Source organism: Desulfovibrio sp. GTC20076, assembly GCF_055385905.1.
Genome location: NZ_AP039366.1, coordinates 218,234 through 239,333, shown reverse-complemented (window position 1 = coordinate 239,333; position 21,100 = coordinate 218,234). Strand labels below are relative to the sequence as shown.

General features: G+C 57.5%; 22 protein-coding genes. 5 read left to right on the top strand and 17 right to left on the bottom strand.

Annotated elements, in window-relative coordinates; translation table 11 throughout:
* Positions 1 to 10: 10 nt before the first annotated feature.
* The 8 genes from ACZ495_RS01055 to ACZ495_RS01020 are packed head-to-tail and all read right to left on the bottom strand — an operon-like array spanning position 11 to position 5,915.
* Positions 11 to 2,437 (bottom strand): VirB4 family type IV secretion/conjugal transfer ATPase, encoded by a 2,427-nt coding sequence (locus tag ACZ495_RS01055; protein ID WP_464262498.1) that lies wholly within the window; start codon positions 2,435 to 2,437, stop codon positions 11 to 13.
* Positions 2,431 to 2,727, bottom strand: coding sequence for a conjugal transfer protein TrbD (gene trbD, locus ACZ495_RS01050; RefSeq protein WP_291330951.1), 297 nt, complete (start codon positions 2,725 to 2,727; stop codon positions 2,431 to 2,433). The genes ACZ495_RS01055 and trbD overlap by 7 nt, the downstream gene beginning before the upstream one ends.
* Positions 2,724 to 3,068 (bottom strand): TrbC/VirB2 family type IV secretion system protein, encoded by a 345-nt coding sequence (locus ACZ495_RS01045; protein WP_302785545.1) that lies wholly within the window; start codon positions 3,066 to 3,068, stop codon positions 2,724 to 2,726. Before ACZ495_RS01045 ends, trbD begins: the two co-directional genes overlap by 4 nt.
* Positions 3,040 to 3,267, bottom strand: a complete 228-nt coding sequence (locus ACZ495_RS01040; RefSeq protein ID WP_464262497.1) for a Com family DNA-binding transcriptional regulator — start codon at positions 3,265 to 3,267, stop codon at positions 3,040 to 3,042. Before ACZ495_RS01040 ends, ACZ495_RS01045 begins: the two co-directional genes overlap by 29 nt.
* Entirely contained in the window at positions 3,264 to 4,250 is a 987-nt protein-coding gene (trbB, locus tag ACZ495_RS01035; RefSeq protein ID WP_336311059.1) for a P-type conjugative transfer ATPase TrbB, read from the bottom strand. Before trbB ends, ACZ495_RS01040 begins: the two co-directional genes overlap by 4 nt.
* A complete protein-coding gene (locus tag ACZ495_RS01030; protein WP_464262496.1) occupies positions 4,250 to 4,693 on the bottom strand; it encodes a hypothetical protein in 444 nt (147 codons plus the stop codon). The genes trbB and ACZ495_RS01030 overlap by 1 nt, the downstream gene beginning before the upstream one ends.
* A gap of 9 nt (positions 4,694 to 4,702) precedes the next feature.
* Entirely contained in the window at positions 4,703 to 5,428 is a 726-nt protein-coding gene (locus ACZ495_RS01025) for a nucleotide-binding protein (protein ID WP_291330956.1), read from the bottom strand.
* A gap of 19 nt (positions 5,429 to 5,447) precedes the next feature.
* Positions 5,448 to 5,915, bottom strand: a complete 468-nt coding sequence (locus ACZ495_RS01020; RefSeq protein WP_336311058.1) for a TraK family protein — start codon at positions 5,913 to 5,915, stop codon at positions 5,448 to 5,450.
* Positions 5,916 to 6,101: 186 nt separating this feature from the next.
* On the opposite strand from ACZ495_RS01020, the gene ACZ495_RS01015 reads away from it, so the two are divergent.
* From ACZ495_RS01015 to ACZ495_RS01005, 3 genes are all read left to right on the top strand, one after another.
* Positions 6,102 to 6,392, top strand: a complete 291-nt coding sequence (locus ACZ495_RS01015; protein ID WP_291330958.1) for an immunity protein — start codon at positions 6,102 to 6,104, stop codon at positions 6,390 to 6,392.
* Between the two features lie 25 nt (positions 6,393 to 6,417).
* A complete protein-coding gene (locus tag ACZ495_RS01010) occupies positions 6,418 to 6,630 on the top strand; it encodes a hypothetical protein (protein WP_291330959.1) in 213 nt (70 codons plus the stop codon).
* A gap of 131 nt (positions 6,631 to 6,761) precedes the next feature.
* Positions 6,762 to 7,151 (top strand): hypothetical protein, encoded by a 390-nt coding sequence (locus tag ACZ495_RS01005; protein WP_302785553.1) that lies wholly within the window; start codon positions 6,762 to 6,764, stop codon positions 7,149 to 7,151.
* Here the strand turns inward: ACZ495_RS01005 and ACZ495_RS01000 are convergent.
* Positions 7,148 to 8,575: a tyrosine-type recombinase/integrase gene (locus tag ACZ495_RS01000; RefSeq protein WP_464262495.1), complete on the bottom strand. Its 1,428-nt coding sequence runs from the start codon at positions 8,573 to 8,575 to the stop codon at positions 7,148 to 7,150. The two genes, ACZ495_RS01005 and ACZ495_RS01000, sit on opposite strands and share 4 nt — an antisense overlap.
* 375 nt (positions 8,576 to 8,950) lie before the next feature.
* On the opposite strand from ACZ495_RS01000, the gene ACZ495_RS00995 reads away from it, so the two are divergent.
* Positions 8,951 to 10,231, top strand: coding sequence for a molybdopterin molybdotransferase MoeA (locus ACZ495_RS00995; RefSeq protein WP_012625392.1), 1,281 nt, complete (start codon positions 8,951 to 8,953; stop codon positions 10,229 to 10,231).
* Positions 10,232 to 10,263: 32 nt separating this feature from the next.
* Entirely contained in the window at positions 10,264 to 12,213 is a 1,950-nt protein-coding gene (locus ACZ495_RS00990; protein ID WP_012625393.1) for a molybdopterin biosynthesis protein, read from the top strand.
* A gap of 138 nt (positions 12,214 to 12,351) precedes the next feature.
* Here the strand turns inward: ACZ495_RS00990 and ACZ495_RS00985 are convergent, their stop codons facing one another.
* The 8 genes from ACZ495_RS00985 to ACZ495_RS00950 all read right to left on the bottom strand — a co-directional run bounded on the left by ACZ495_RS00985 (position 12,352) and on the right by ACZ495_RS00950 (position 20,838).
* Positions 12,352 to 13,407 (bottom strand): HesA/MoeB/ThiF family protein, encoded by a 1,056-nt coding sequence (locus ACZ495_RS00985; RefSeq protein WP_072311634.1) that lies wholly within the window; start codon positions 13,405 to 13,407, stop codon positions 12,352 to 12,354.
* A 13-nt stretch (positions 13,408 to 13,420) separates the two neighbouring features.
* Positions 13,421 to 13,660: a MoaD/ThiS family protein gene (locus ACZ495_RS00980; protein ID WP_012625395.1), complete on the bottom strand. Its 240-nt coding sequence runs from the start codon at positions 13,658 to 13,660 to the stop codon at positions 13,421 to 13,423.
* 230 nt (positions 13,661 to 13,890) lie between these two features.
* Complete coding sequence (locus ACZ495_RS00975) at positions 13,891 to 15,630, bottom strand: aldehyde ferredoxin oxidoreductase C-terminal domain-containing protein (protein ID WP_464262494.1); 1,740 nt, start codon at positions 15,628 to 15,630, stop codon at positions 13,891 to 13,893.
* A gap of 469 nt (positions 15,631 to 16,099) precedes the next feature.
* Entirely contained in the window at positions 16,100 to 16,759 is a 660-nt protein-coding gene (locus ACZ495_RS00970; RefSeq protein ID WP_296983774.1) for an energy-coupling factor ABC transporter ATP-binding protein, read from the bottom strand.
* Positions 16,756 to 17,451 (bottom strand): ABC transporter permease, encoded by a 696-nt coding sequence (locus tag ACZ495_RS00965; protein ID WP_012625398.1) that lies wholly within the window; start codon positions 17,449 to 17,451, stop codon positions 16,756 to 16,758. Before ACZ495_RS00965 ends, ACZ495_RS00970 begins: the two co-directional genes overlap by 4 nt.
* A 109-nt stretch (positions 17,452 to 17,560) precedes the next feature.
* Positions 17,561 to 18,388, bottom strand: coding sequence for an ABC transporter substrate-binding protein (locus ACZ495_RS00960; protein WP_012625399.1), 828 nt, complete (start codon positions 18,386 to 18,388; stop codon positions 17,561 to 17,563).
* A 312-nt stretch (positions 18,389 to 18,700) separates the two neighbouring features.
* The gene (locus ACZ495_RS00955; protein WP_464262493.1) at positions 18,701 to 19,696 is read right to left on the bottom strand and encodes a TOBE domain-containing protein; all 996 of its coding nucleotides are present in this window, start codon (positions 19,694 to 19,696) and stop codon (positions 18,701 to 18,703) included.
* A gap of 26 nt (positions 19,697 to 19,722) precedes the next feature.
* Positions 19,723 to 20,838, bottom strand: a complete 1,116-nt coding sequence (locus ACZ495_RS00950) for a LacI family DNA-binding transcriptional regulator (protein WP_394027241.1) — start codon at positions 20,836 to 20,838, stop codon at positions 19,723 to 19,725.
* Positions 20,839 to 21,100 lie beyond the last annotated feature (262 nt).

Below are 21,100 nucleotides of genomic sequence, written 5' to 3'. Positions count from 1 at the left end.
AAACTCCTTGTTATGCCGCGCCGCGTTCCCGCAGCCATTCGTACTGCCAGCCGCCGGAACCATATTCCGCAGCAAGCGCCTGAATCCGGGCAAGGTTCTCCTTGTCGGAGGAGCCGACAAAGGCCAGCGTCTTGGGGCCAAGGGCAAGTTGTACTTGTCGCCTGCCGAGGGGCGAGACAACGTAATAGTCGCGCTTGGGCGTGGCGCGGGCGATAATGTTGATCTGGGTTTCGTTTAGGCCCATGCCCACATAGAGTTCGCGTTGCGCCTCTTGCGCGGCGGTGATGTTGGGCAGGAAGATTTTTGTGGGGCAGGATTCGGCCAGTACATCCAGAATGCCGGAGTTTTTGGCGTCCGAGAGGCTTTGCGTGGCGAGGATTACCGCGCAGTTGGCCTTACGCATGACCTTCAGCCATTCGCGTATTTTCTCCCTGAATATAGGGTGGCCGAGCATGATCCAGGCTTCATCCAGCACAAGGATGGTCGGCGTTCCGTCCAGTGACGTTTCAATGCGGTGAAAGAGATAGGTCAGAACCGGAATCAAGTTTTTGTCGCCCAGGCTCATGAGTTCTTCAATCTCAAAGACCATGAACGGTGAAAGCGTCAGATCGTCCGTGTCCGCATCCAGCAGCCGCCCCATTGCCCCTTGCGCGGTATAGTGCTGGATAGCATCCTTAATCTGGTGTTCCTGAACGATGTGGAAAAAGCTGGTCAGGGAACGCAGATTGTCTGGCTGTGCCGACAAATCCAGCATGGCCGCGTGAATGGCGTTGCGGTGCGTGGGCATGACCGTGATGTGCTGCAACTCCATGAGGGAAGCGATCCACTCTTCCGCCCAGGCCCGTTCCGCTTCGGAATCAATGCGCAGGAGCGGCGCGAATGCCAGACCTCCCGCAAGGCGGTCAGCGTTGCCGAGATTGTAATGCGTCCCGCCGGAGCCGAGGCAGAGCGGAAACATGCTCATACCCTTGTCAAAGACAAAAATGCGGGCGTTTGCATAGCAGCGGAATTGTGCGGCCAGTGTTGCCAGCAGTGTGGACTTGCCCGCGCCGGTCGGCCCGAAAATCAAGGTGTGGCCGAGGTCGCCCACATGGATGTTGAACCAGAACGGCGTAGATTTATCCGTTGTCAGCACAGCCAGGGGTCGGGAGTTGGACGGATAAAACGGGCAGGGGCAGACGGGAGAACCCGTCCAGACCGAGGCCAGGGGCAAAAGATCAGCCAGGTTCAGCGTATTGACCATAGGCCGCCGCAGATTGGCGTAGCCGTTGCCCGGATGCGTTCCAAGCCATGCTTCCAGGGCGTTGATAGTTTCAACCCGGCAGCCGAAGCCAAGCGTCTGGATGTTCCGGCGCAGTTCCCGCGCCCAATCTTGGAGCTGCTCCTGATTTTCGTGCATCAACACAATGCAGGAAGTCAGGTAGCCAGCCCCAACATAGCCGCCCTGCACTTCGGTCAGGGCGTTTTCCGCGTCTTCGGCCATAAGCAGCGCGTCACGATTGGCGCGGGCGTTGGGGTTGTTAAAAAACTGGTCAAGAAAGCGATACACTTGTTGCCGCCACCCCTTGCGGTAGGAGTCTATTTCCTTGGCTGCATCGTACTGGTCAAGGCAGATAAAGCGGGTGGAAAAGCGGTACTCCAGCGGAAGCGATTCCAAATCCGCGAACATGGCCGGGAAGGATTCTTGTGGCAGCCCGTCAATGGAAAGCAGCGCAAGGTGTTTTCCGCCAAGCCGGGGAATGACGCCACCGACCAGATCATTGCTGGCAAGAAGGTGATCCAGATACATGGCCCTTTCCGGTACGCGCAGCGGGTGCAGATCTCCGGAAACGCATTGCTGGATATGGGATAAAAGGTCAGATTGCGTCCAGGCTTCGCCATCATCGCCATACGCTTCATATTCCGAGAGCCGCTGCATGTGCAGAACGGAAGACAAAGCGTCTTCCAGTTCTTCCAAGGTGTTTTGGAACTGGCCCAGTGCTTTTTCCAGAATCGGAGAAGAAATAACACCCGCCTGAACCTTTCCGACTAGTTTCGCAGTTTCAAAATTCGGCCTGTAGGTGACGGAAAAAATGGTGCTGGTGCTGAAACAGCGGTTTCCACTGAAAAAGGCCCGGCGTTCATCGTCAATGAGCTGCGTCACCGGATCGGGGAAATGCCCTTTCTCCGGCGCGGGGTAGGCCCGATGGCTGCTGCGAATGGAATCCACATGCAGCATCCAGCCCGTCCCGAGCAACCGAATCGCGTTGTTGAACTGTGCGGACACGAAGGCCAGTTCATCAGGCGTGGAGCTACCCGTGTCCTGTCCCCGGATTTCCCAGCTAGCCAGAAACGAGCCGTCTTTATTGAGGATGACGCCCGGTGCGATCAGAGCGGCATAAGGGAGCAAATCCGGCAAGCCTTTGGCTTTGGAGCGGTAATCTATGAGTTTCAGCATGTGAACCCCCCTACAGCCCGCCAGCGACTTGCCTTTGCCGGGTAAAACTCCTGTTGCTTGATATGCCGTAGCCAAACCCGGCTCATAATCGGATCAGCCTTTGCCATGCGCCGGAGCACAAACACGGCAACAATCCAGAAAACGACTGCGGAAACTATGGAAACAGCCGTCAGACCGCCCACGCCCACCAGCAGCGCGATAAGGGCGCTGGTCATCACCAGTTCCCTTTCCGCGCCGAGGATATGGGCGTGACGGTGCAAGGATTGATGGATAGGAAGCGGCCTGCTCATATGACCGCCCCGGAGAAAGAGAAGACACTGTTAACGATGCTGGCAGCAAACGCGATGAAAGAAATGCCAAAAACCACGGATAAAAGCAGCTTGAAACCGCCGCTGATGTCGTCCTTGTTCATGATAAAAATGACGCCGCAGAGGGCCATAGCTACAATGGAAATCCATTTACCCGCAGGCCCGGTAATGGTGTTTACCACCCGTTCCAGAGGGCTGGAAAATTCCGTGATGCCGCCCGATGCCAGCGCCAGTTCAGGGCAGGCCAGCAGGCAGAGGGCCAAAAGGCCGAAGAGGGAAGGGAAAAAAGACAGTTTACGACCGGAAGTCTGAAGGCTGTGCATGACGATCTCCATTGTGGAGGCCGTCATTTCCCGATTGGGGCGGCGCGAGGTTGGGGCGTACAGCCCGCAGGACGATTCTGCTTTTGCAGCGAGGGCAGAAAAGCTCGATTTCTCCAGCTTCAATGTAGCCCTTTGCCAGAAGTTTTTTGCACTTGCCGCAGCGAAAAGTGCCGGGGCCGTGCGTCTGTTCGGTGCTCATGCGCCATGTTCCGCCTTTACGTTGTACAAATACTCTGTGTGATAGGTGTCCGTTTTCGGGTCAAAGCCGTCCACACGCAGGATGTTGGCTATTTGCCGCCGATTGTCCGGGGTCTTTTCCATGAAGACCACCAGATCAACCGCCCGGCCTATCAACTTTTGCTTGGGGCCAAGGCCCGCTTCCTCAACCAGTTCTTCCAGCCGGGGAAGGGCTTCTTCCGCGCTGTCCGCGTGAAACGTGCCCACCCCGCCCGGATGCCCCGTATTCCACAGTTTCAGGAGTTCCAGGGCGGCGGCGTCCCGCACTTCGCCTATGAGTATGCGTTTGGGAGCGTAACGCATACTGACTTTCGCCAGCTTCCGCATATTAACGTCGGCAATGACCGAAGTACGGAAAAACACGGCATTGGGGCTTTTGGATTGCAGTTCCGCCGTATCCTCTATGATGATCAGGCGGTGTGACGGCGTGAGCGTGGAAACTGCGTCAATGACCGCATTGACGAAGGTGGTCTTTCCGCTGGAGGTTCCCCCCACCACCACGATATTCCAGCGCCGGAGCACGGCGTCATGGATGATTTCAATCACCCGCGCCGTGATGGAGCCGGAGTCCAGGTATTCCTGGAGCGTAAACACGCGGCTGGCCTTTTTGCGCAGCGAGAATGAAGGCCCAGGCCCGACAATGGGCGGAAACGTCCCTTCAAAGCGGGAACCGTCCAGCGGAAATTCGCCTTCCACTATGGGACTCTTTTCATTGACCGTCAGATTGAGGCCACTTGCCACCTGAGAAAGAATCAACCGACTTTGAGCAGGCGGAACCGTGCCGACACATTCATGGTCTTGCCCGTACTTTTCAATCCAGAGTGTACCGTCAGGGTTGAGCATGATTTCTATGACTTCCGGGTCTTCCAGCGCGTCCATAAACACAGGCCCGCAGGAATGGCGCAGCCCGGCCAGCAGCCGGGGATCATCACAAGCCCGTAGCATCAGCGCACCGCCTTCAAAATGAACATAGCCACATTCAACAGCGCGGACAGGCCCACAACCACGGCAGCAAGGGTCACATTGCTCTTGAAGGTTGCAAGCCGGGCCGCATGGTCGTCAAAAACCTTGCGGATGCCTTCAACAGAAGCCGAGGATAGGCTTGTGGAAAGCTGGTTCACCGCCGTTTGCACACCGGCAACATAGGCGTCCGTTTTTTCGGCCATGAGCCGGGTCAGCCCCTTTTCGTGCCGGGCCTGGAGCTTGTCCACTTCCGTCAGATAGGCGTTGAGTATTGTAGCGATCATCAGCGTGGCGTCATCTTTCGGCAGCATCACGTCATGGGCCTTGGACACCACGGAACGGATTTGTTCCAGGGTGAGGCCCACTCCCGGTGCGTTGCCCAATTCCGCTTCAAGAGGCGTAGGAGCGTCAGCTTCTTGTGACATGGCCCCCCCTCACGCGATAGCCGCGTTATTCACGGCTTCCACCAATTCGTTCCGGTAGCGTTGCAGGCGGGAGCGCACCACTATGGACTGGCCGGAATTGATAGCAGTCTCAAAGCTCTGGCGCTTGGCGAACAGAGTTTCCAAGTCTTTGCCGATGGTGGCCTTGTTGCCTTGAGGGATGGTGATTATGGCGTGGAATTGCCCAGCGAACTCCTGATAGACCTTAAATTCCTCAAAGGGGCGGCCATCCATGACGATTTCCCCGAAATAGGGATTCAGCCAGACCACAATGGGCGTTGTCGGAAAGCCGAGGGCCAGGGAACGCAGGCCGAGAACCGTATCTCCAATGGCCTGCCCGCCCGTGATGACCGAATGAAAAAATACGGCGTGTCCGCCTTCTTCCAACATGCCGATAATGCTGTTTTCTTTGATATAGCCGTTGAGAGCTAGGAAAGAGGACGCGCCGTTGTCCACAATGACGTGGGTTTCCGGCTTTTGCTCCATGATCGTGTCGATCAGCGTATCGAACTGGCGGGGGTCAATGTCACCGTTTTTCAAAATATCAAGGCACGTCACCTCAAATTCCTTGAATCCGGCCAGTGTCGCGTTCACCGGGTCGGTATCGAAGGCAGCGACCTTTTTACCGAGCAGGCGCAACACCTGATACAAAATCGACGCAATCATGGATTTGCCCACGCCGCCCTTGCCCTGCTGAATGAAATGCACTGTTGCCATCGCATAGACTCCTATGGGGTTAAATGCCGTCTTCCAGGCTCATTTTGCGCGGGTCGGGAAACGGCTCTTTGACGGCATTGACGATCCGGGGGCCGGTCGGAAGCGTTTTTGACGCTGACGGTTCTGCGGCATTGGCTGATCCTTGATCTTTAGGGACGCTTGGAGCACCAGTCTGAATTTTTTTCTGCATGATCTGGCAAAACGTGACATAGGCCATAGAAATGTGCTTTTTTCCTGTCAGCCGTTCATGGATCAGCTTTTTGGAATAGCCTTGAGCCAGAAGCAATTTTATCTCTTCCAACTGCGCCAGAAATTGCACATAGGCCATTGAGCGCCGCAAGGGCTCATTCTTGGGCATGGCCCGACTCGCAGCCGCGTTGAATTTCCCGCAATTTTGTGTCCAACAACACCTCAATGCGTGAGGGGAGTTCTTCCCCTCTTTCGATTTTTCGCCGTATTTTCCTGTAGTGTCTTGATGTGTATCCAAGTATTTCAGCTACTTTTTCATGCGAGCCAAACTGAATAAAAAGCGAATTGACCGCGTCACACATAGGATTTCTCCTAATTTTTATAACAAGAATTTCTTTTGCAATATACCTTTATTTTCTTGTAGACAAGGTCAAAAAATCCGGGTAGAAAAAACACGCACTATTGCAATTTTTAAGGAGCTGCCATGAATGGCGATCATTTTTCCCAGAAGGTAGAGCGAGCATTTGTAGAGATTGTCATCGAGAGAGCCGAAAGAAAGGGCTTCAAGAAGGGCGAGTTTGCGGCGCAAATTTGGCCGGAAATGTCACCAAAGGCAGCGGCTTCGCGGTGGACTTCCATACGACTCAAGGCGTCCAATACCGGGAAGCCTCAATCGGTATCGATTGCGGATGCTCAGCGCATGGCAGCAGTAATAGGAAAAGAGTTAAGCTACTTGTTGGCGATTGCGGCAGAGCGGGCCAGCGGACAGAAGTGAATATACTGACAAAAGGAGTTGGGTCATGACACGGCAGCAGACGGAAAAAATGAAGGCATACGAGGAAAAGGCGAAAGAATTGGTATCCCTGACCCTCAACGTATGTGAGGAGAGATTGACGCAGCCTGTGGAGCCTACCACGCTCCAGGGGGATGCTTTGGCGTCCGCCGCAATGAGTGTTCGGGAGTCCGTGAATACGTTTATTGCCGTTTCTCGGCTTTCCGTCGAGGAAAAGTAGGTATATTTTTTTGGTCTACTTCACAAGAAATTCTTGTAAAATAAACCATGTTTTCATGACGTAAAATCTGCCACTGTTGCGCTATCAAACACCGGCGGAGCCTTTACCGCCTGCTCGTCTGGAGGAATCAAATGCAGCCTGAAGATTTTTTCCCCTCCCATGAGGACGAATTGGAAAAATATTTGACTGTAGAGCAGATGAAAGCCCGTATTCAAGCCGAACTCAACGGGAAATTGAGCACCGTCCTAGCCCGCATGGACTCTATGCAGGAAACCTTTGAACGGACGCTCGGACCGCTGGCAGCTTCCGTGCAGGAAATTGAGGAAATAAAGCGAAAGGTCAATCTCACGCCCGAAGAGGTTGAAAGGGTCTATAGCCTGAACGCTGCGACCTTGGCTAACAAAAGAGCCAAGGCCGCAGGGCCGCGCTACATCAAGGACGGGGGCAAGATTCTATATCCTCAGAAGGATCTGCAAAAATATCTCAACGAGCGCGAGATATTGACCCGTGATGACGATTAACCGGCTTGGTCGACCCAATCCAGAACCGATTGCGGAACTTGCTCAATCCCTTTCTCTTTAATGAGGTGAGTCAGAATGGCGTTCAACTGTTCTATTGTGGAGTCAGCATCCTTGCTTATCAGGTTTTGCGATTCGGTAATCGGGCACAGGTGGGCATAGCGTTCCGTCATGGTAGTGGTCTTATGGCCGACAAGGCGGGCGATCTTGAACAAGGGAGTGCCCTTGATGGCCTCCCAGGAACAATAGGTATGCCGCAGCGTATGGAAAACCACCTTATCGAGCGGGTCAATCCCGGCAGGATTGAGGCCGCATTCGCTGGCGGAGCGGTCAAACGTCTTATTAGTGCTGGAACCTACCGGGATTCCACCCCGGCCAGTGAATATCAAATCGGAAGAGCATTTACTTACCCATTCTTCAAACACCGGCCTGACAGCCTCCGTAATCCGGTAAGTGCGATACTTCGCGCTGTTCCTTCTCCGATAGATGATAACCCCACGCTCCATATCAACGCACTCCAGATGCAAATACTTCACATCCGTTGGGAAAAGGCCCGTTTCCTGGGATACGAAATTGATAGTGTCCTGATCAACTTGCCCACTGGTGAAGATGATAATTCTTTTCCGCCGCTCCAGGGCTTCCGTAAAGGCGTTCCAGGCTGCATCGTTCAAGGTAATGCTGCGCCGTCCGGTTTTGCCCCGGATCTGCCAGACCCGCGTTTCAGGTTGCAGGTCATGGATCTTCGTCCCGGTGACTTCGCTCAACCGAGCGCCAGTATTCAGAGAGATAGTGGAGATCAAAAACCATTTACGGCTGTGCCGGTTGATGGTTTCCAAAAGCAGATCCGCTTCACTTCTGGACAGAAACCTAGTGCGGGCGTTGTCCACCTTGGGCATATCCACTTGTTGAAAGGGGCTCTCCCCCTTGAACAGCCCCCATTTCTTGAGTTTGTTGATCACGTTCCGCATGTCGCCCAGGATGAGGCGCACGGAGGCCGGAGCAAGCCCCTTTTTGAGCAGAAAAAGTTTGTAATCCTCCAGTTCCAGAGGAGTGATTTTGTCCACGGGTTTGTTAGCGAACAGCGGAGCCGTATGAACGCGGTATCTAAGCGCAATGTCATACCCGCCATTTTTCAGGTTCGGGAACCATTTCTCCTTAAATACTTCATAGCCTTGGCCGAAGGTGATCCCGTTGCTCTTCTTGGTTCGCTTTGGCGTTTCGCCGTTTCGTGCGGCAACCATGAATTCGCTGCGCTTATCCGCCGCATACTGCGCGGTAACTTTTTCGCTGCGCCATCCGACCTTGTGCCAGCGGAATTTTTTGTCCTCATCTCGGTAACTATAATAAAAGCATTCGTCAGGCTTGCCGTCGAAGCGTTTTGTATCGCTAACATATCGATATACCCCGACAAACTTGGTCTTAATCATGCCTTTCATTTTTCTAGCTCCCTTATAGCTAGAAACGTATTTCTAGCTTTTTCTAGCACGTTTTCGAGCATGCTGCGGGGTAAATTATGACCCGCTGTGAAAAACATGAACTCGAAAGGTCTTGTAATAGCAACAAAAATGAGCCACTATTATATCTAGTGACGTGCTGTGATGGTAAGGGAACTTTATTCGTAATCAGCAGGTAGCGAGTTCAATTCTCGCAGCTGGCTCCATAGGAATCAAAGGGTTTACGCATGTCGTAAGCCCTTTTTTCGTGTATGCTCCCGCCAGTTGCGCAAAAGCCGCACCACTCAATCGTTTCTGTTGCACATCAAAGCGGCGGGCAATATTGGAAACGCAGTCCGGAGGCCAGGCATGAAAGCTTTTTTGACCTTGCAGTCCGTGGAATCCGTTCTTGAACACATCCACCAGTTTCCTGTGCTTGAATATGAAAACGTTTCTCTGGACAACGCCCTTGGCCGCCGCCTGGCACACGATTTTTGCGCTCCGGAAAACCTGCCCGGCTTTAACCGCTCAACCATGGATGGATACGCCGTGCGGGCGCGCGATGTGTTTGGCGCACAGGAGGGCAGCCCCGCCCTCGTGGAATGTGTGGGCGACTGCCCTATGGGGGCAAAGCCCGATCTGACGCTTGCAGAAGGTCAGGCTGCCCGCATAGCTACCGGCGGCATGCTGCCCGAAGGCGCGGATTGTGTGGTTATGGTGGAGTATTCCCGCCCTGCGGGCGGCAAACTGGTGGAGCTTACCCGCAGCCAGGCTCCCGGCGACAATGTTATTTTCCATAATGACGATGCAAGCACGGGCGACAGGCTTTTGCCTGCGGGGCATTGTCTTCGCCCGCAGGATATCGGCCTTCTGGCAGCCTTTGGTGCCACCGGTGTTGCAGTGCGGCGCAAACCGCGCGTAGCCGTGCTTTCCACCGGCGATGAAATTGTTTCCGCCACAGAAACACCGCCGCCGGGCAAAATCCGCGATATCAATGCCCACAGCATCACTGCCCTGTGCTGTCAGGCCGGGGGCCGTGCCTCACGGGCAGGGCTTGTGCGCGACAATGCGCGCGAGCTTGAAACAGCTCTTGCCGGCCTTGCGGCCGCACATGACATCATCGTTGTTTCAGGCGGCTCATCGGCTGGCGCGCGCGATCATACTGTCGAGGTTTTCGCCGCTCTGCCCCAAAGCGAAATCATAACGCACGGTGTCGCTCTCAGCCCCGGCAAGCCCTTCATCCTGGCCCGCGCCGGCATAGACGGACGCACCGTCTGCCTCATGGGCCTGCCCGGCCATACAGTCAGCGCGCTCATCTGTGCGCGGGTTTTTCTCGTTCCTCTGCTGCACCACCTTCAGGGCGGGACCGGGACGGAAATAGCCGCCTGTGTTCCGGCAGTGCTGAGCCGCTCCATTGCTTCCGCCCAAGGCCGCCGCGACTACCTGCGAGTACGCCTGCAGCCCTTGCCCGCAACCTCCCCCTCCTCTTCTGGCGCCACACGCGGACAGGCCCTGTACACCGCCGAACCGATAACGGGGGCTTCCGGCCTGATCACGGGTCTTGCCGCGGCAGACGGCCTGCTGGTCTGCCCGGAAAATCGTGAGGGATTCAGCATGGGCGATATTGTTATGGTGGAACTTTTTCAGTAGTAATAACGCATACGCCAAATATGGAGGCCGCCATGAAGCGCAATACCTACCTGACCCTGCTTGCGCCCGAAGAGGCGCGGAAACTCTGGTTCGCGCGTCTTCAGGCAGCTTCCCGTGCTCTGCCGGAAGAAAACATCCCTCTGACCACAGCCCTGCACCGCGTCCTCAGTCGCCCGGTAGCGGCGCTTCGTTCTTCGCCCGCCTTTCACGGCGCAGCTATGGACGGCATCGCTGTCAACGCCGAAGACACGTTCAGCGCGTCCGTTCGCAATCCCTTGCGCCTCGAACTGGGCAGGCAGGCTCACTGGATCAACACCGGCCACCCCCTGCCGCCGGGTTGCAACGCGGTTATTATGGTGGAGCACATCAATACCGAAGGCTCCGGCGAAACCCGGTGGGCGGTGATCGAAAAGGCCGCTTTTCCGTGGCAGCATGTACGTAAAATGGGTGAGGATATGGTGGCTACAGAAATCATCCTGCCACCCGGAACGTGCCTTGGGCCGTATGATCTGGGCGCTCTGGCGGCAGGAGGCGTTCTGCAGGTCCCTGTCTTTGCCCGCCCCCGCGTCACCATAATCCCCAGCGGTTCTGAAATCGTGCCTCTGGCCCTGGCACGCGAAGAAGACCTGCGTGCCGGACGGGTGCTGCCCGAATTCAATTCCCTGATTTTCTCGGCCATGATTACAGAAGCCGGGGGTGAATCCGTCACCCTGCCTGTGGTTCCCGACCAGCCGGAGGTCATTGCTGCCGCCATAACCGGTGCTCTTGACGCAGATGCCGACATGGTGCTTATCAATGCCGGTTCTTCGGCGGGCAGCCACGATTATACGGCGCATGTGCTGGAATCTCTGGGCGAGGTGGTCGCGCACGGCATTTCCGTCATGCCCGGCAAACCCACTGTATTGGCCGTAGTGCGCGGCAAACCCGTTATCGGCGTGCCGGGTTATCCCGTTTCGGCGGGTGTCGCCATGGAGGAATTCGTGCTGCCCCTGCTGGCGCTCTGGCAAAAACGGCCCGCGCCGGAGCGGGAAAAGGCTACGGCTGTTCCCTGCCATGCCCTGCCCTCGCGCCCGGGCATGGAGGAGCGCCTGCGCGTAAAACTGGGCCGTGTGGATGGAAATATTATCGCCGTGCCGCTGCCCCGGGGCGCGGGAACCATCACCAGCCTGAGCCGCGCCGACGGGATCGTGCGTGTTTCGCGCGACAGCGAAGGCTGCGACGCCGGAATGGCCGTTACCGTAGACCTGCTGCGCCCGCGCAATGCGCTGGACGGCGCGCTTCTTGCCATCGGCAGCCACGACAATACGCTGGACCTGCTGGACAGCCTGCTGCGCAAAACCCACCCCCGCTTTCGCCTGACCTCAGCTCATGTGGGTTCTCTGGGCGGCCTCATGGCTCTCGGCCGCCGCCAGTGCCATCTGGCAGGCTGCCACCTGCTTGATGCGGAAACCGGTCTGTACAACCGCAGGGCCATTGAAAACAATCTTGATGAGCCGATGATCCTGCTGCGCCTTGTGGACAGGGAACAGGGCATTGTTGTGGCTCCGGGCAATCCGCTGGGCATCACCGGCATCAGTGATCTGACCAGGGAAGGCACGCGCTTTGTCAATCGCCAGCGGGGCAGCGGAACCCGCGTACTGCTGGACTACAAGCTGGCCTGCCTGGGCGTGGCCCCTGCGAGCATTTCCGGATACCGTGATGAAGAATACACGCACATGAACGTAGCTGCCGCCGTGCTCTCCGGCCGGGCCGATGCCGGGCTTGCCGTGCGGGCCGCGGCCAATGCGCTGGGCCTGCCCTTTGTACCCGTGGGAGTTGAAGAGTACGATCTGGTGATTCCGCGCCGCTTTTACGAAAGCGCGGCCATGCAGGCGCTGCTGGATGTCGTCCGCGGGCCGGAATTTTTGCAGGCCGTAACGGAAATGGGGGGCTATGGCACGAAAAAGACAGGACAGGTCATCTGGGAATACAATGGAAAATAGCGCAACCAGCTCTTGAGACAGCCCCTGGCTTATGCCTGGAACAGATACAGCACAATGGGCTGACACCGTATTCTGCAGTTTATTGTCCAGACCCCGGCCGATCCCGCTGTCGGCATCGCGCAGCGCGGCTGAGCGCCGTCACCCCCAAAAAAAGCGCTCCAGTTCGGGAATGGAGAGGTCCAGATGATAGAGGGGGGAACGGAGGCCATGCGCCTGCCCGCCCTGATGCTTGTCTGCCGCTTCGCTGCCGGTATCAGCGGCTCCTGCGGCAGCATGTCCGCCAGCCGCTGTGACAATGTCCGGAACGGCCGCGGCAACGGTATTTGCGCCGACAGTCAGGGTATCACTGGCCCCGGCGCGAGCATGAACGGACGCGGGAGCCAGCAAGGCACGCAGGCACAATTTTACCATCAGGCAGGCCACGGCTGCCGGGGCAAGGGTTCCCATGGCTTCATGCCGGGACACCGCCAGTTCTTCCGTTCCCTGTCCCCCTGGATAAAGCGTGTTCAGGCACGCATCCGGCCCGGAATTCACATAGGCAAAGCCTTCTTCACGCAGGATGGAACCGTGGACAAAAGGGCTGCCCGCAGCCAGCGAGGCTTTTTCCAGCGCCAGCTTGGCCCCGATACTGTCCAGGCAGTCCACAACCGCATCCATCCCGCGCACAAGTTCCGGCATGCTGCTTTTATCGGCGGCCAGTTGCAATGCCTCGGCCTCCAGATGAAAGGCGATGTCCGTCAGAGCATCGCGCACAACCTGCGCCTTGGGACGGCCCAGCGTACTCTGGGCGCAGAAACGCTGACGGTTGAGATTGCTCTCGTCAAAGACATCATTGTCCACAAGGCGCAGAAAACCGATACCCGTGCGGGCCAGCAGTTCTGCCACATGCCCGCCCAGGCCGCCGCAACCGAGCACAAGTACCCGGCAACGTAACAGGTGCGCCACATCATGCACGGCAAACAGTCCATAATTGCGGCGAAAACTCTCGGGCCAGATGCCGGCTGGCACAAGACGCGCCACAGCCTCGCGCGTGGACAGGCCTTGTCCGGCCGCCCAGGCCCGTATGCCCGCAATGGCTGTAAACCAGATTTCTTCATGGGTGTCGCGCCCGCCGGACGCCGTAAAGACAGAATGACCGGGATAGACGGTACGCAGGTAGGGCCTGAAAAAAGCCCGCAACCGGGATGCTGTCATGGCCAACGGACGCCTAGCCTCCACCGACAGCCGGGAAGAAGGCAACGCGATCGCCGTCGCGCAGGAGATCGTCCGCCTTGCGCTGGCGTCCGTTGATCATGACAATCTTGATGTCTTGCAGCGGCAGGCCCAGACGGCAGGCCAGACGTTCCGCAGTGCTTCCTTCAGGCATGTCGACCCGCAGGCCCTCTTCGGGATTGTAGCCGGGTACATGATCGCGCAGCGTGGTGCTCAGCTTTACGGTCAGGTGCATAGGAACTCCTCGTCCGCATTGGCGGCTGCTCTTTATATGGGCATGCCGCCGGGCCGCCGTCAAGCCGCGCAACCCGTTACAACGGATCTGCCGTGCCTGTGCCTGATACAGGCCCTGCCCGACCGTGTGACCTCCTGCCGCCCGTGCCTGTCCCCGGCTCTGCACACAAGACAAAATCCCGGGACCGCCGCCCGGGACTATCCGGAACGGCGGTCTTTGATTGCAGGCTGCTATTTTTCTTCGATCCAGTTGAACACGGTCTTGAGTTCATCGTGGGTGATGTCAAACGTGGTATCATGCGGAGGAAACTTTTCATCCGTAAAGAAATCGGGCAGCACGTCCGCGGCCTGGGTAATGCCAGCACGATGGTTGAAGTCGATTTCTGTAGAAAGGATGCGCTGCCCCAGGGTCACCACATCGTCGCCCGTGAGCTGCCAGCCGAACTTGGCGTTGAGCATGTCCACAATGGCGGGCAGAGCGTCCGGTACGTCCAGAATGGCAAAGGCCGTGAACAGGCAAAGACCCACCGAGTCCACCGAGGCTGTCGCCACCTGAAGATTGCGTGAAAGCTCGATCTGGCCTTCTTTTTTCAGGGGATCCACCGTGCCGCCGCTGCTCAGGATATTGGCCGTGACCGCATAACCGGCGGTATGGTCCGCCCCCATGGGCGACGTGGCGTAGGTGACGCCCTGCCCCTTGACCGCACGCGGGTCATACGCGGGAAGGCTCTGCCCCTTGACTGTGGGTACGCGCCGCACACCGAACACCCGGCCCGTGGTCGCCGTGCCGCAGCCGATGATACGCCCAAGGGGCGTACCTTCGCTGATGGCATGCATGGCATCCATAACGGCCATGGCGTCTCCGTAAGGGATGGCTCCCCCGGCCATGGCCACGCCCATGGCGACACCTACGTCAATGGTGTCCACGCCGATGTCGTCGCACATGTAGTCGTATTTGGAAATGGCATCCATATCGCCAATACCCGAGTGCGGCCCAAAGGCCCACAGGGTTTCGTATTCAGGCCATTTGCTTTGGAACTTGCCCTTTTTGTCCGGCAGGATGCCGCTGCAACGGATCATGCAACCGCTCATGCAGCCGTGGGCCACCGTGCCGCCGCGCTCCTTGGTCATCTGGTTCAGCAACTCACCCGAGACGCTCTCGTGCTGGTCAAAGCGGCCTACGGTAAAGTTGGCGGTGGGCAGGCCCCCGGCCTCATGCAGGATGTTGACGAGCACGGCTGTGCCGTAGTCTGCAAGGCCCTTGCTGGTAATGGGATGCTCGGCCAGGGCCTTGGCGAAACGCTTGGAGGCCTCGCGAAAAGCTTTTTCATCCTGCAGAGGCTGGTTTTTACCGCCCTCGGGATTGATGATGATGGCCTTGAGGCCCTTTGACCCCATCACCGCCCCCACGCCGCCGCGCCCGGCATGGCGCATGGGTCGCAACTCACGGTCCGTGCAGGCAATGGAGGCCGCGGTAAGCTTGAACTCTCCAGCCCGGCCAATGCTGATATAGCTGCACGTCTCGCCGTGCTTTTCCACAAGTTTCGCCACGGCGTCAAAGTTGTTCAGCCCCGCCACATCCGACGGCACGAGCCTGGCATGGTCTTTGCCTATTTCAAGCTGCCACCACTGCCCTTCTTCGGCCATGTTTTCAACAATCACGGCAAGAATGCCCAGGCGGGCCAGATGGCCGCCGGGCTGGCCGCCGGCGTTGGATTCCTTGATGCCTTCGGTGAGCGGGCTTTTACAGCCCACGGAAATACGGTTGGCATTGGGGCTGTTGGTCGCACCGAGCAGGCCCGGAGCAAAAACCAGTTTGTTGTGCGGCCCAATGGCCGTGCAGGTGGGCGGCACTTCGCGCGCCACAATGGTTGAGGTCAGCGCACGGCCGCCAAGGCCCGCGTATTCCTGGGGTATTTCTTCAAAAACACAGGTTCTGGTCGCCATATTGACGCGCAGGAAACGAAACATGGAGCCTCCTTCAAAGCGCGCTGCCGCGCCTGTATGTGTTTATTACCTTTTACCCCGTGCAGAAAAAAAACAGCAAGCCCGCGAAAAAATCGACACGCTTTTCCTGCCCACGGCAAAGGGAAAAGGGAAAAAGGGGATAATCCGCCCCAAGCGCTGCTTTTGAATAAAAAATGTTGCGCCAAGGGCAAGAAAAGACGCTCTTTATGGAGCAAGCGTGATTTTGCTGCACAGGACTGGCGCGAAAGCCCCTGGACTGGCCCTCTGCCCTGCGCGGGCGGCCCAAACGAGGACAAGACGAGCACAGGAGCACAACGACAAACCGTCTACGGCCGGTCAGCGCAGCGGCGCAAGTGACCCAGGAATAATGTGCAGCACAGCACGGCAACGCTATGCGCATGTAGGGCAGCTTTGCCGACTGTTAAGCAATCATTTGAAGCAGTAATTCCTCTAGACATGGCACGACGCGACGTCAGGATGCCGGAAATCCCTTCGCCGCCTCATTCCAGTGCCTGCCGAGCTGTAGTTCGCGGGCAGCGAGTGTGCGGATCAGCGCCGGATCATGCGTGGCGCAGATCACGGTTACGCCTTTGTTCCGGCAGGCCTCAATAGCGCTCACCACCGCCAGGGCGCTGGCTGCATCCACATTGGCGGTAGGTTCATCCAGCAGCAGCACCCCGGGGCGCAGTGCCAGACGCGAGGCAAGGGCCACGCGCTGGCGTTCCCCGCCGGAAAGTTCCGCAGGGCCGCGTTGCGCGAAATCCCAGGGCCTGTCAAAACCCACGGCCCTCATGCTCTGCTCATAGACACAACGTGCCGCAGCAGTGTCATGCCGCAGGCGCAGGCCGAGCACCACATTATTGAACACGCTCATGCGCAGCAGGTAAGGTTCCTGAAGCAGCAGCGTGACCTCCTGCCGACTTGCTGCGGCGTTGCCGGCATAACGCAGTGTTCCCGATACCGGACGCTCCAGAAAAGCCAACAGGCGGAGCAGCGTGGACTTGCCGCAGCCGTTTGGCCCGGTGAGCGCCAGGGTTTCGCCCTTTTCAACCTCAAGGCAGGGCAGGTTCAGGGCAATGCGGCCGCCATACATCTGTACCAGATTGCGGCCCTTATACTGTATCGTCTTCACGCGCGCCCCCTGTGCCTGAAAAAGGCCAACGCCAGATTGATGACAAAAGCCATGAGCAGCAGGACAAGCCCCAGAGCTATGCCTTGGGCAAAGTCTCCCTTGCTGGTCTCCAGCGCTATGGCTGTGGTCATGGTTCGGGTGGCATAGCGGATATTGCCGCCGAGCATCATGGCCACGCCCACCTCGGTAATAACGCGCCCAAAAGCCGTGATGCAGACCATGCCAATGGAGTAACGGCATTCCCACAGCGAAAACACCGCCATTTGCCGGGTATTGGCCCCAAGGGTCAACAGGGTGTCGCGGCAGCGCGGGTCCAGACTTTCCACAGCCTGCGCGGTCCATGAGACCACAATGGGCAGGGCCAGAAGGGCCTGGCCCACGGCCATTCCCGGCAGGGTAAACAGCAGACCATACTGTCCGAGGGGACCACGCGCCGTTATGAGAGCATAAACCAGCAGGCCGATAAGAACCGTGGGAAAAGCCAGAAGCGTGTCGGAAACAAGGCGCAACGCCCTTTTACCGGGAAAGGCGCAATACCCGAGTATAAAGCCCAGCGGCAGCCCCAGCAGCAGAGAGGCGGCCATGGCATAGCAGGTGGAAAGCAGCGTGGCGCGCACGGCGGAAAGGGTGACCTCATCCATGTGGATCAAGAGGGAAAATGCGCCGGAAATGCCGTTGACAAGATAGTCCATATGCGCCCGCAACCTGACGGCGAAAATATGCTGGTAAAACGCGATGACAGACGTTCCGCGGGGGCGAAACCGGCGCAATTGCCGTCCCGCCCCCTGCGGCTGTTTTTAGCTACTTGCCCGCATTGGGAAAGAAAAGCTGTTTGCCCTTCAGCTTGTAATCGGCGATTTTCTGCTGTGTGGATGGCGAGACCCACCAGTCTTCAAACTTTTGCGCCAATGCCTTGTCAACCTTGGGGCAACGATCGGGATTGACCGTGATGACGCTGTACTGGTTGAAAAGTGCAGTATCTCCTTCCATCGCTATAGCCAGGGGATTATCTGCCCCCGCCTTGTCGGCAAAGGTGATCCAGGTTCCCCTGTCCGTCAGCGCGTAGGCCTTTTTTTCCGCAGCCATGTTCAACGTGGCCATCATGCCCTGCCCTGCGGAAAAATACGCCGGATCCTTGTCGGGCGTAATGCCCGCCTGCTGCCAGAGCTTCTGTTCGGCCTTGTGCGTGCCGGACTGGTCGCCACGGCTCACAAAACCCGCCTTGCTTTTCAAGATACGCCCGAGAGCTTCAGCGCTGCTTTTTCCGGCGATCTTGGCAGGGTCGGCTTTCGGTCCCACAATAACAAAGTCATTATACATGATCTGGCGGCGGTCTGTGCCGTGTCCGGCCTTGATGAACTCCAGTTCGGCGGCCGGGGCGTGCACCAGAAGCACGTCCGCATCACAGTTTTTGGCGATTTCAAGCGCCTTGCCGGTTCCCACGGCCACCCACTTAAGCTCCATGCCGGTTTCTTTTTTGAAGAACGGCTCAAGATATTCCAGCAGACCGGAATCCTGGGTGCTGGTGGTTGTAGCCATCATAAGCACATCTGCGGCACGCGCCACAGGGGCAAGGGCCAGCAGGCCCATAACACAGGCTGCCAGAAACAGCCGGGACATACGGAACATCGTGACACTCCTGTTAAAAACGTTAACAACACCGCATAGCTGGAACAGGCTGCGGGCATGATGTTCACGGTATCACAAGAAAGCGTGATATAAAAGATGCCCGCCGGGCAGAAAGCTTCTGGCGGCCGGTGTGGCAGCACATGGCGGCCACACACTGCCGGGAGTACGGGCAGACTGTGCGCAAAAACGGGCAAAGCGCCGACTCGCTCGGGGCCGGCAGTGCTGCGGGCATGAAAGAGAGCGGACGCCCGGCGGCGTAGTTGCTGTGCTTGGCATAGTTGAGGCAGGAGAGCAAAAAAAGGAACGAAAAATTCAGTCGGCCAGCAGACGTACCGCCCCGGCAGGAAAATAGGCAAAAACTTTTTTATCTTCAACAAGATGCAGTTTGCCCACGGCCCGTGTGTCAAGAGTGGCCCGCAGGGTCGTGCCGTCGGGCAGCCCAAGGCAGACAAATGTTTCCACCATGTCGGCATGCAGGCTTTCCACCACGCCGTGCAGGCAGTTGACAAGGCTGGCGGACATTTTTTCCGCACAAACCACAATACGCGCCGGGTCCACATGGGCGCTCAGCACCTGATTTTCATGCAGTTCAAGCAGGCCGGCCTCTTCGGGAGAACAAAGAGCGGTAAGTCGCACATCGGAAAACGTGGTCAGCTCAACCTGAATTTTGCGCATTCCAGAACTGATGCCGCTGACAACGCCGAAAAACAGGTTTGTTCCGTCATCAGCCGCAGCAGCCGGGCCATTATGCCCCGCACTTTCCAGCCCGGCCTTTTGCCCGGCCAGAAGGCGGCACGCCTCGCCGCCGGAAAACTTCAAAAACGCTCTCAGTTGCGCGGCCCCCTGCTGGCCCAGAAATTTCTGCACCAGCGGCATGGGTACATGCAGGGCGAGCAGTTCAAGCCCGCGGGAATAACGGATGGCGCGCGGCCCCACCATAGCGGCAGGCAAATCCATTGTTTCGCCCACGGCATAAAACTTTTTACGCACAAAGCCCTGGTCAAAACGCAGAAACCCCGGCTTCGCCGCCTGCGGCAGACTGAGGATACGCCGGATGTGGCGCATGGCGCTCAAAGGCAGCAGGATTTCACGCGCATTGGCACCGGATACACGCATCATGCCCGTAACAGTATCAATGGCGCGGCACGGCTCAAGGCTCAGGGCTTCGCCAAGGCGCAGCCCCCCGTAGCGGAACACCAGAAAAAGCAGGTGCAGACGGGCGCGGGCGATTTTTTGCGCCCTGGTGGCAGCCTCGCTTTCCCACTGTTCCCAACGCAGGGTAAGGGCTTCCAGTTGCTGACGAGTCAAATGGCTATGCATAGGCAGACAGGCCGTTACGATCCTGAGCCGGAAGGTCCGGCCCAGGATCGACGCGGAGCGCCGGTAGAGGCGCGCGCAATAAGTTTGTGGCTGACCTCGACCCTGGTTATATTCCGGTTCGAGAGCTGCCCGCTGATTCTGGCATGCAGCAGGTCCAGGGCATTATGCCCCTTGTCATTGATATAATGCTCGATGGTCGTCAAAGACACACGGGCAAAATGCGAGGGCCAGAGATTGTCGAATCCGCAGACGCTGTAATCATCGGGGATGCTCAAACCGGCTTCAATCACGGCATCCATGACCCCGTAGGCCACCATATCGTTGACGGCCACAAAGGCCGTGATCTTTTTGTCGTCAAAACAGCCCCGGGCCAGTTCGTAGCCCACGGTGTGCTCGATAAGCAGGTTTTCCAGTTCCGTTTCAGGCGAAATATCGCGGCTTTTGACCACAAGGCGGCCTTCGGGGCAGAGCCGGGCCAAGGTGTCCTGCAGGCCCTTGAGGCGCTGCACCCTGATGGGGTTGCAGGTGTCCAGCGATGTGGAAATATAGGCCATGTGCTTATGCCCCAGTTCGCACATGTGCTGGGCAATAAGACTGCCCGCATCGTAGTTGTTCAGCTCTACCGTATCTACATTAAGGCCCACGCGCCGGTCGCCCATAACCACCAGGGGCATCTTGCGCCCGGCGCGCGCCAGTATGGCGTCAGGGTGCGCCAGCATGGCGAATATAATACCGGCCATGCCTGTGGAACGGGCCAGCTGCAAGGCCGCCAGCTCATTTTCCAGGCTGCGGTAGGTGGCGCTTACGCAGGTGGCGTAATTCTTTTTTTCCGCTGCCTGCTGAATGGCCTGAATAATCGTGGCGTAATAAGGGTTCGTTACGTTCGGCACGGCAATCAGTATGACGGGCCTGCTTCCCGGGGGTACCCTGCCGCGTCTGCCGCCGGTGTAGTTGAGCTTTGCTGCCGCGGCCAGAACCGTCTTGACTGTATCCTCGGCAAAAGAAACTCCTTCACGGCCATTGAGAATCATTGAAACCGTGGCGGGTGACACCTCCGCCGCCTGGGCCACATCCGCAAGGGTTGCCTTTTTTGTGCCCGTTTCGGCCTGCTTTCCGCCATCAATCGTCATCTTTTCTTTCCTTCCGGCATTCATATCCTGTTTGTACGGACGCATAACGCCTGAAGCATTCTTACCTGCAATACGCGGGACACACAATGCCGGCATTTCGCAAACATGGCGCAGAGCAGCGCTCCCTCACACAGCCGGGCGGGCGGATCAATGCAATGGGATTCATTAAAAATTTAATAATATTTTAATTGACATTAAATTCTACAGCATGCTATCCGGACTTTCATACCGGCATATCACGCCTATTTCTTGCGCAATATAT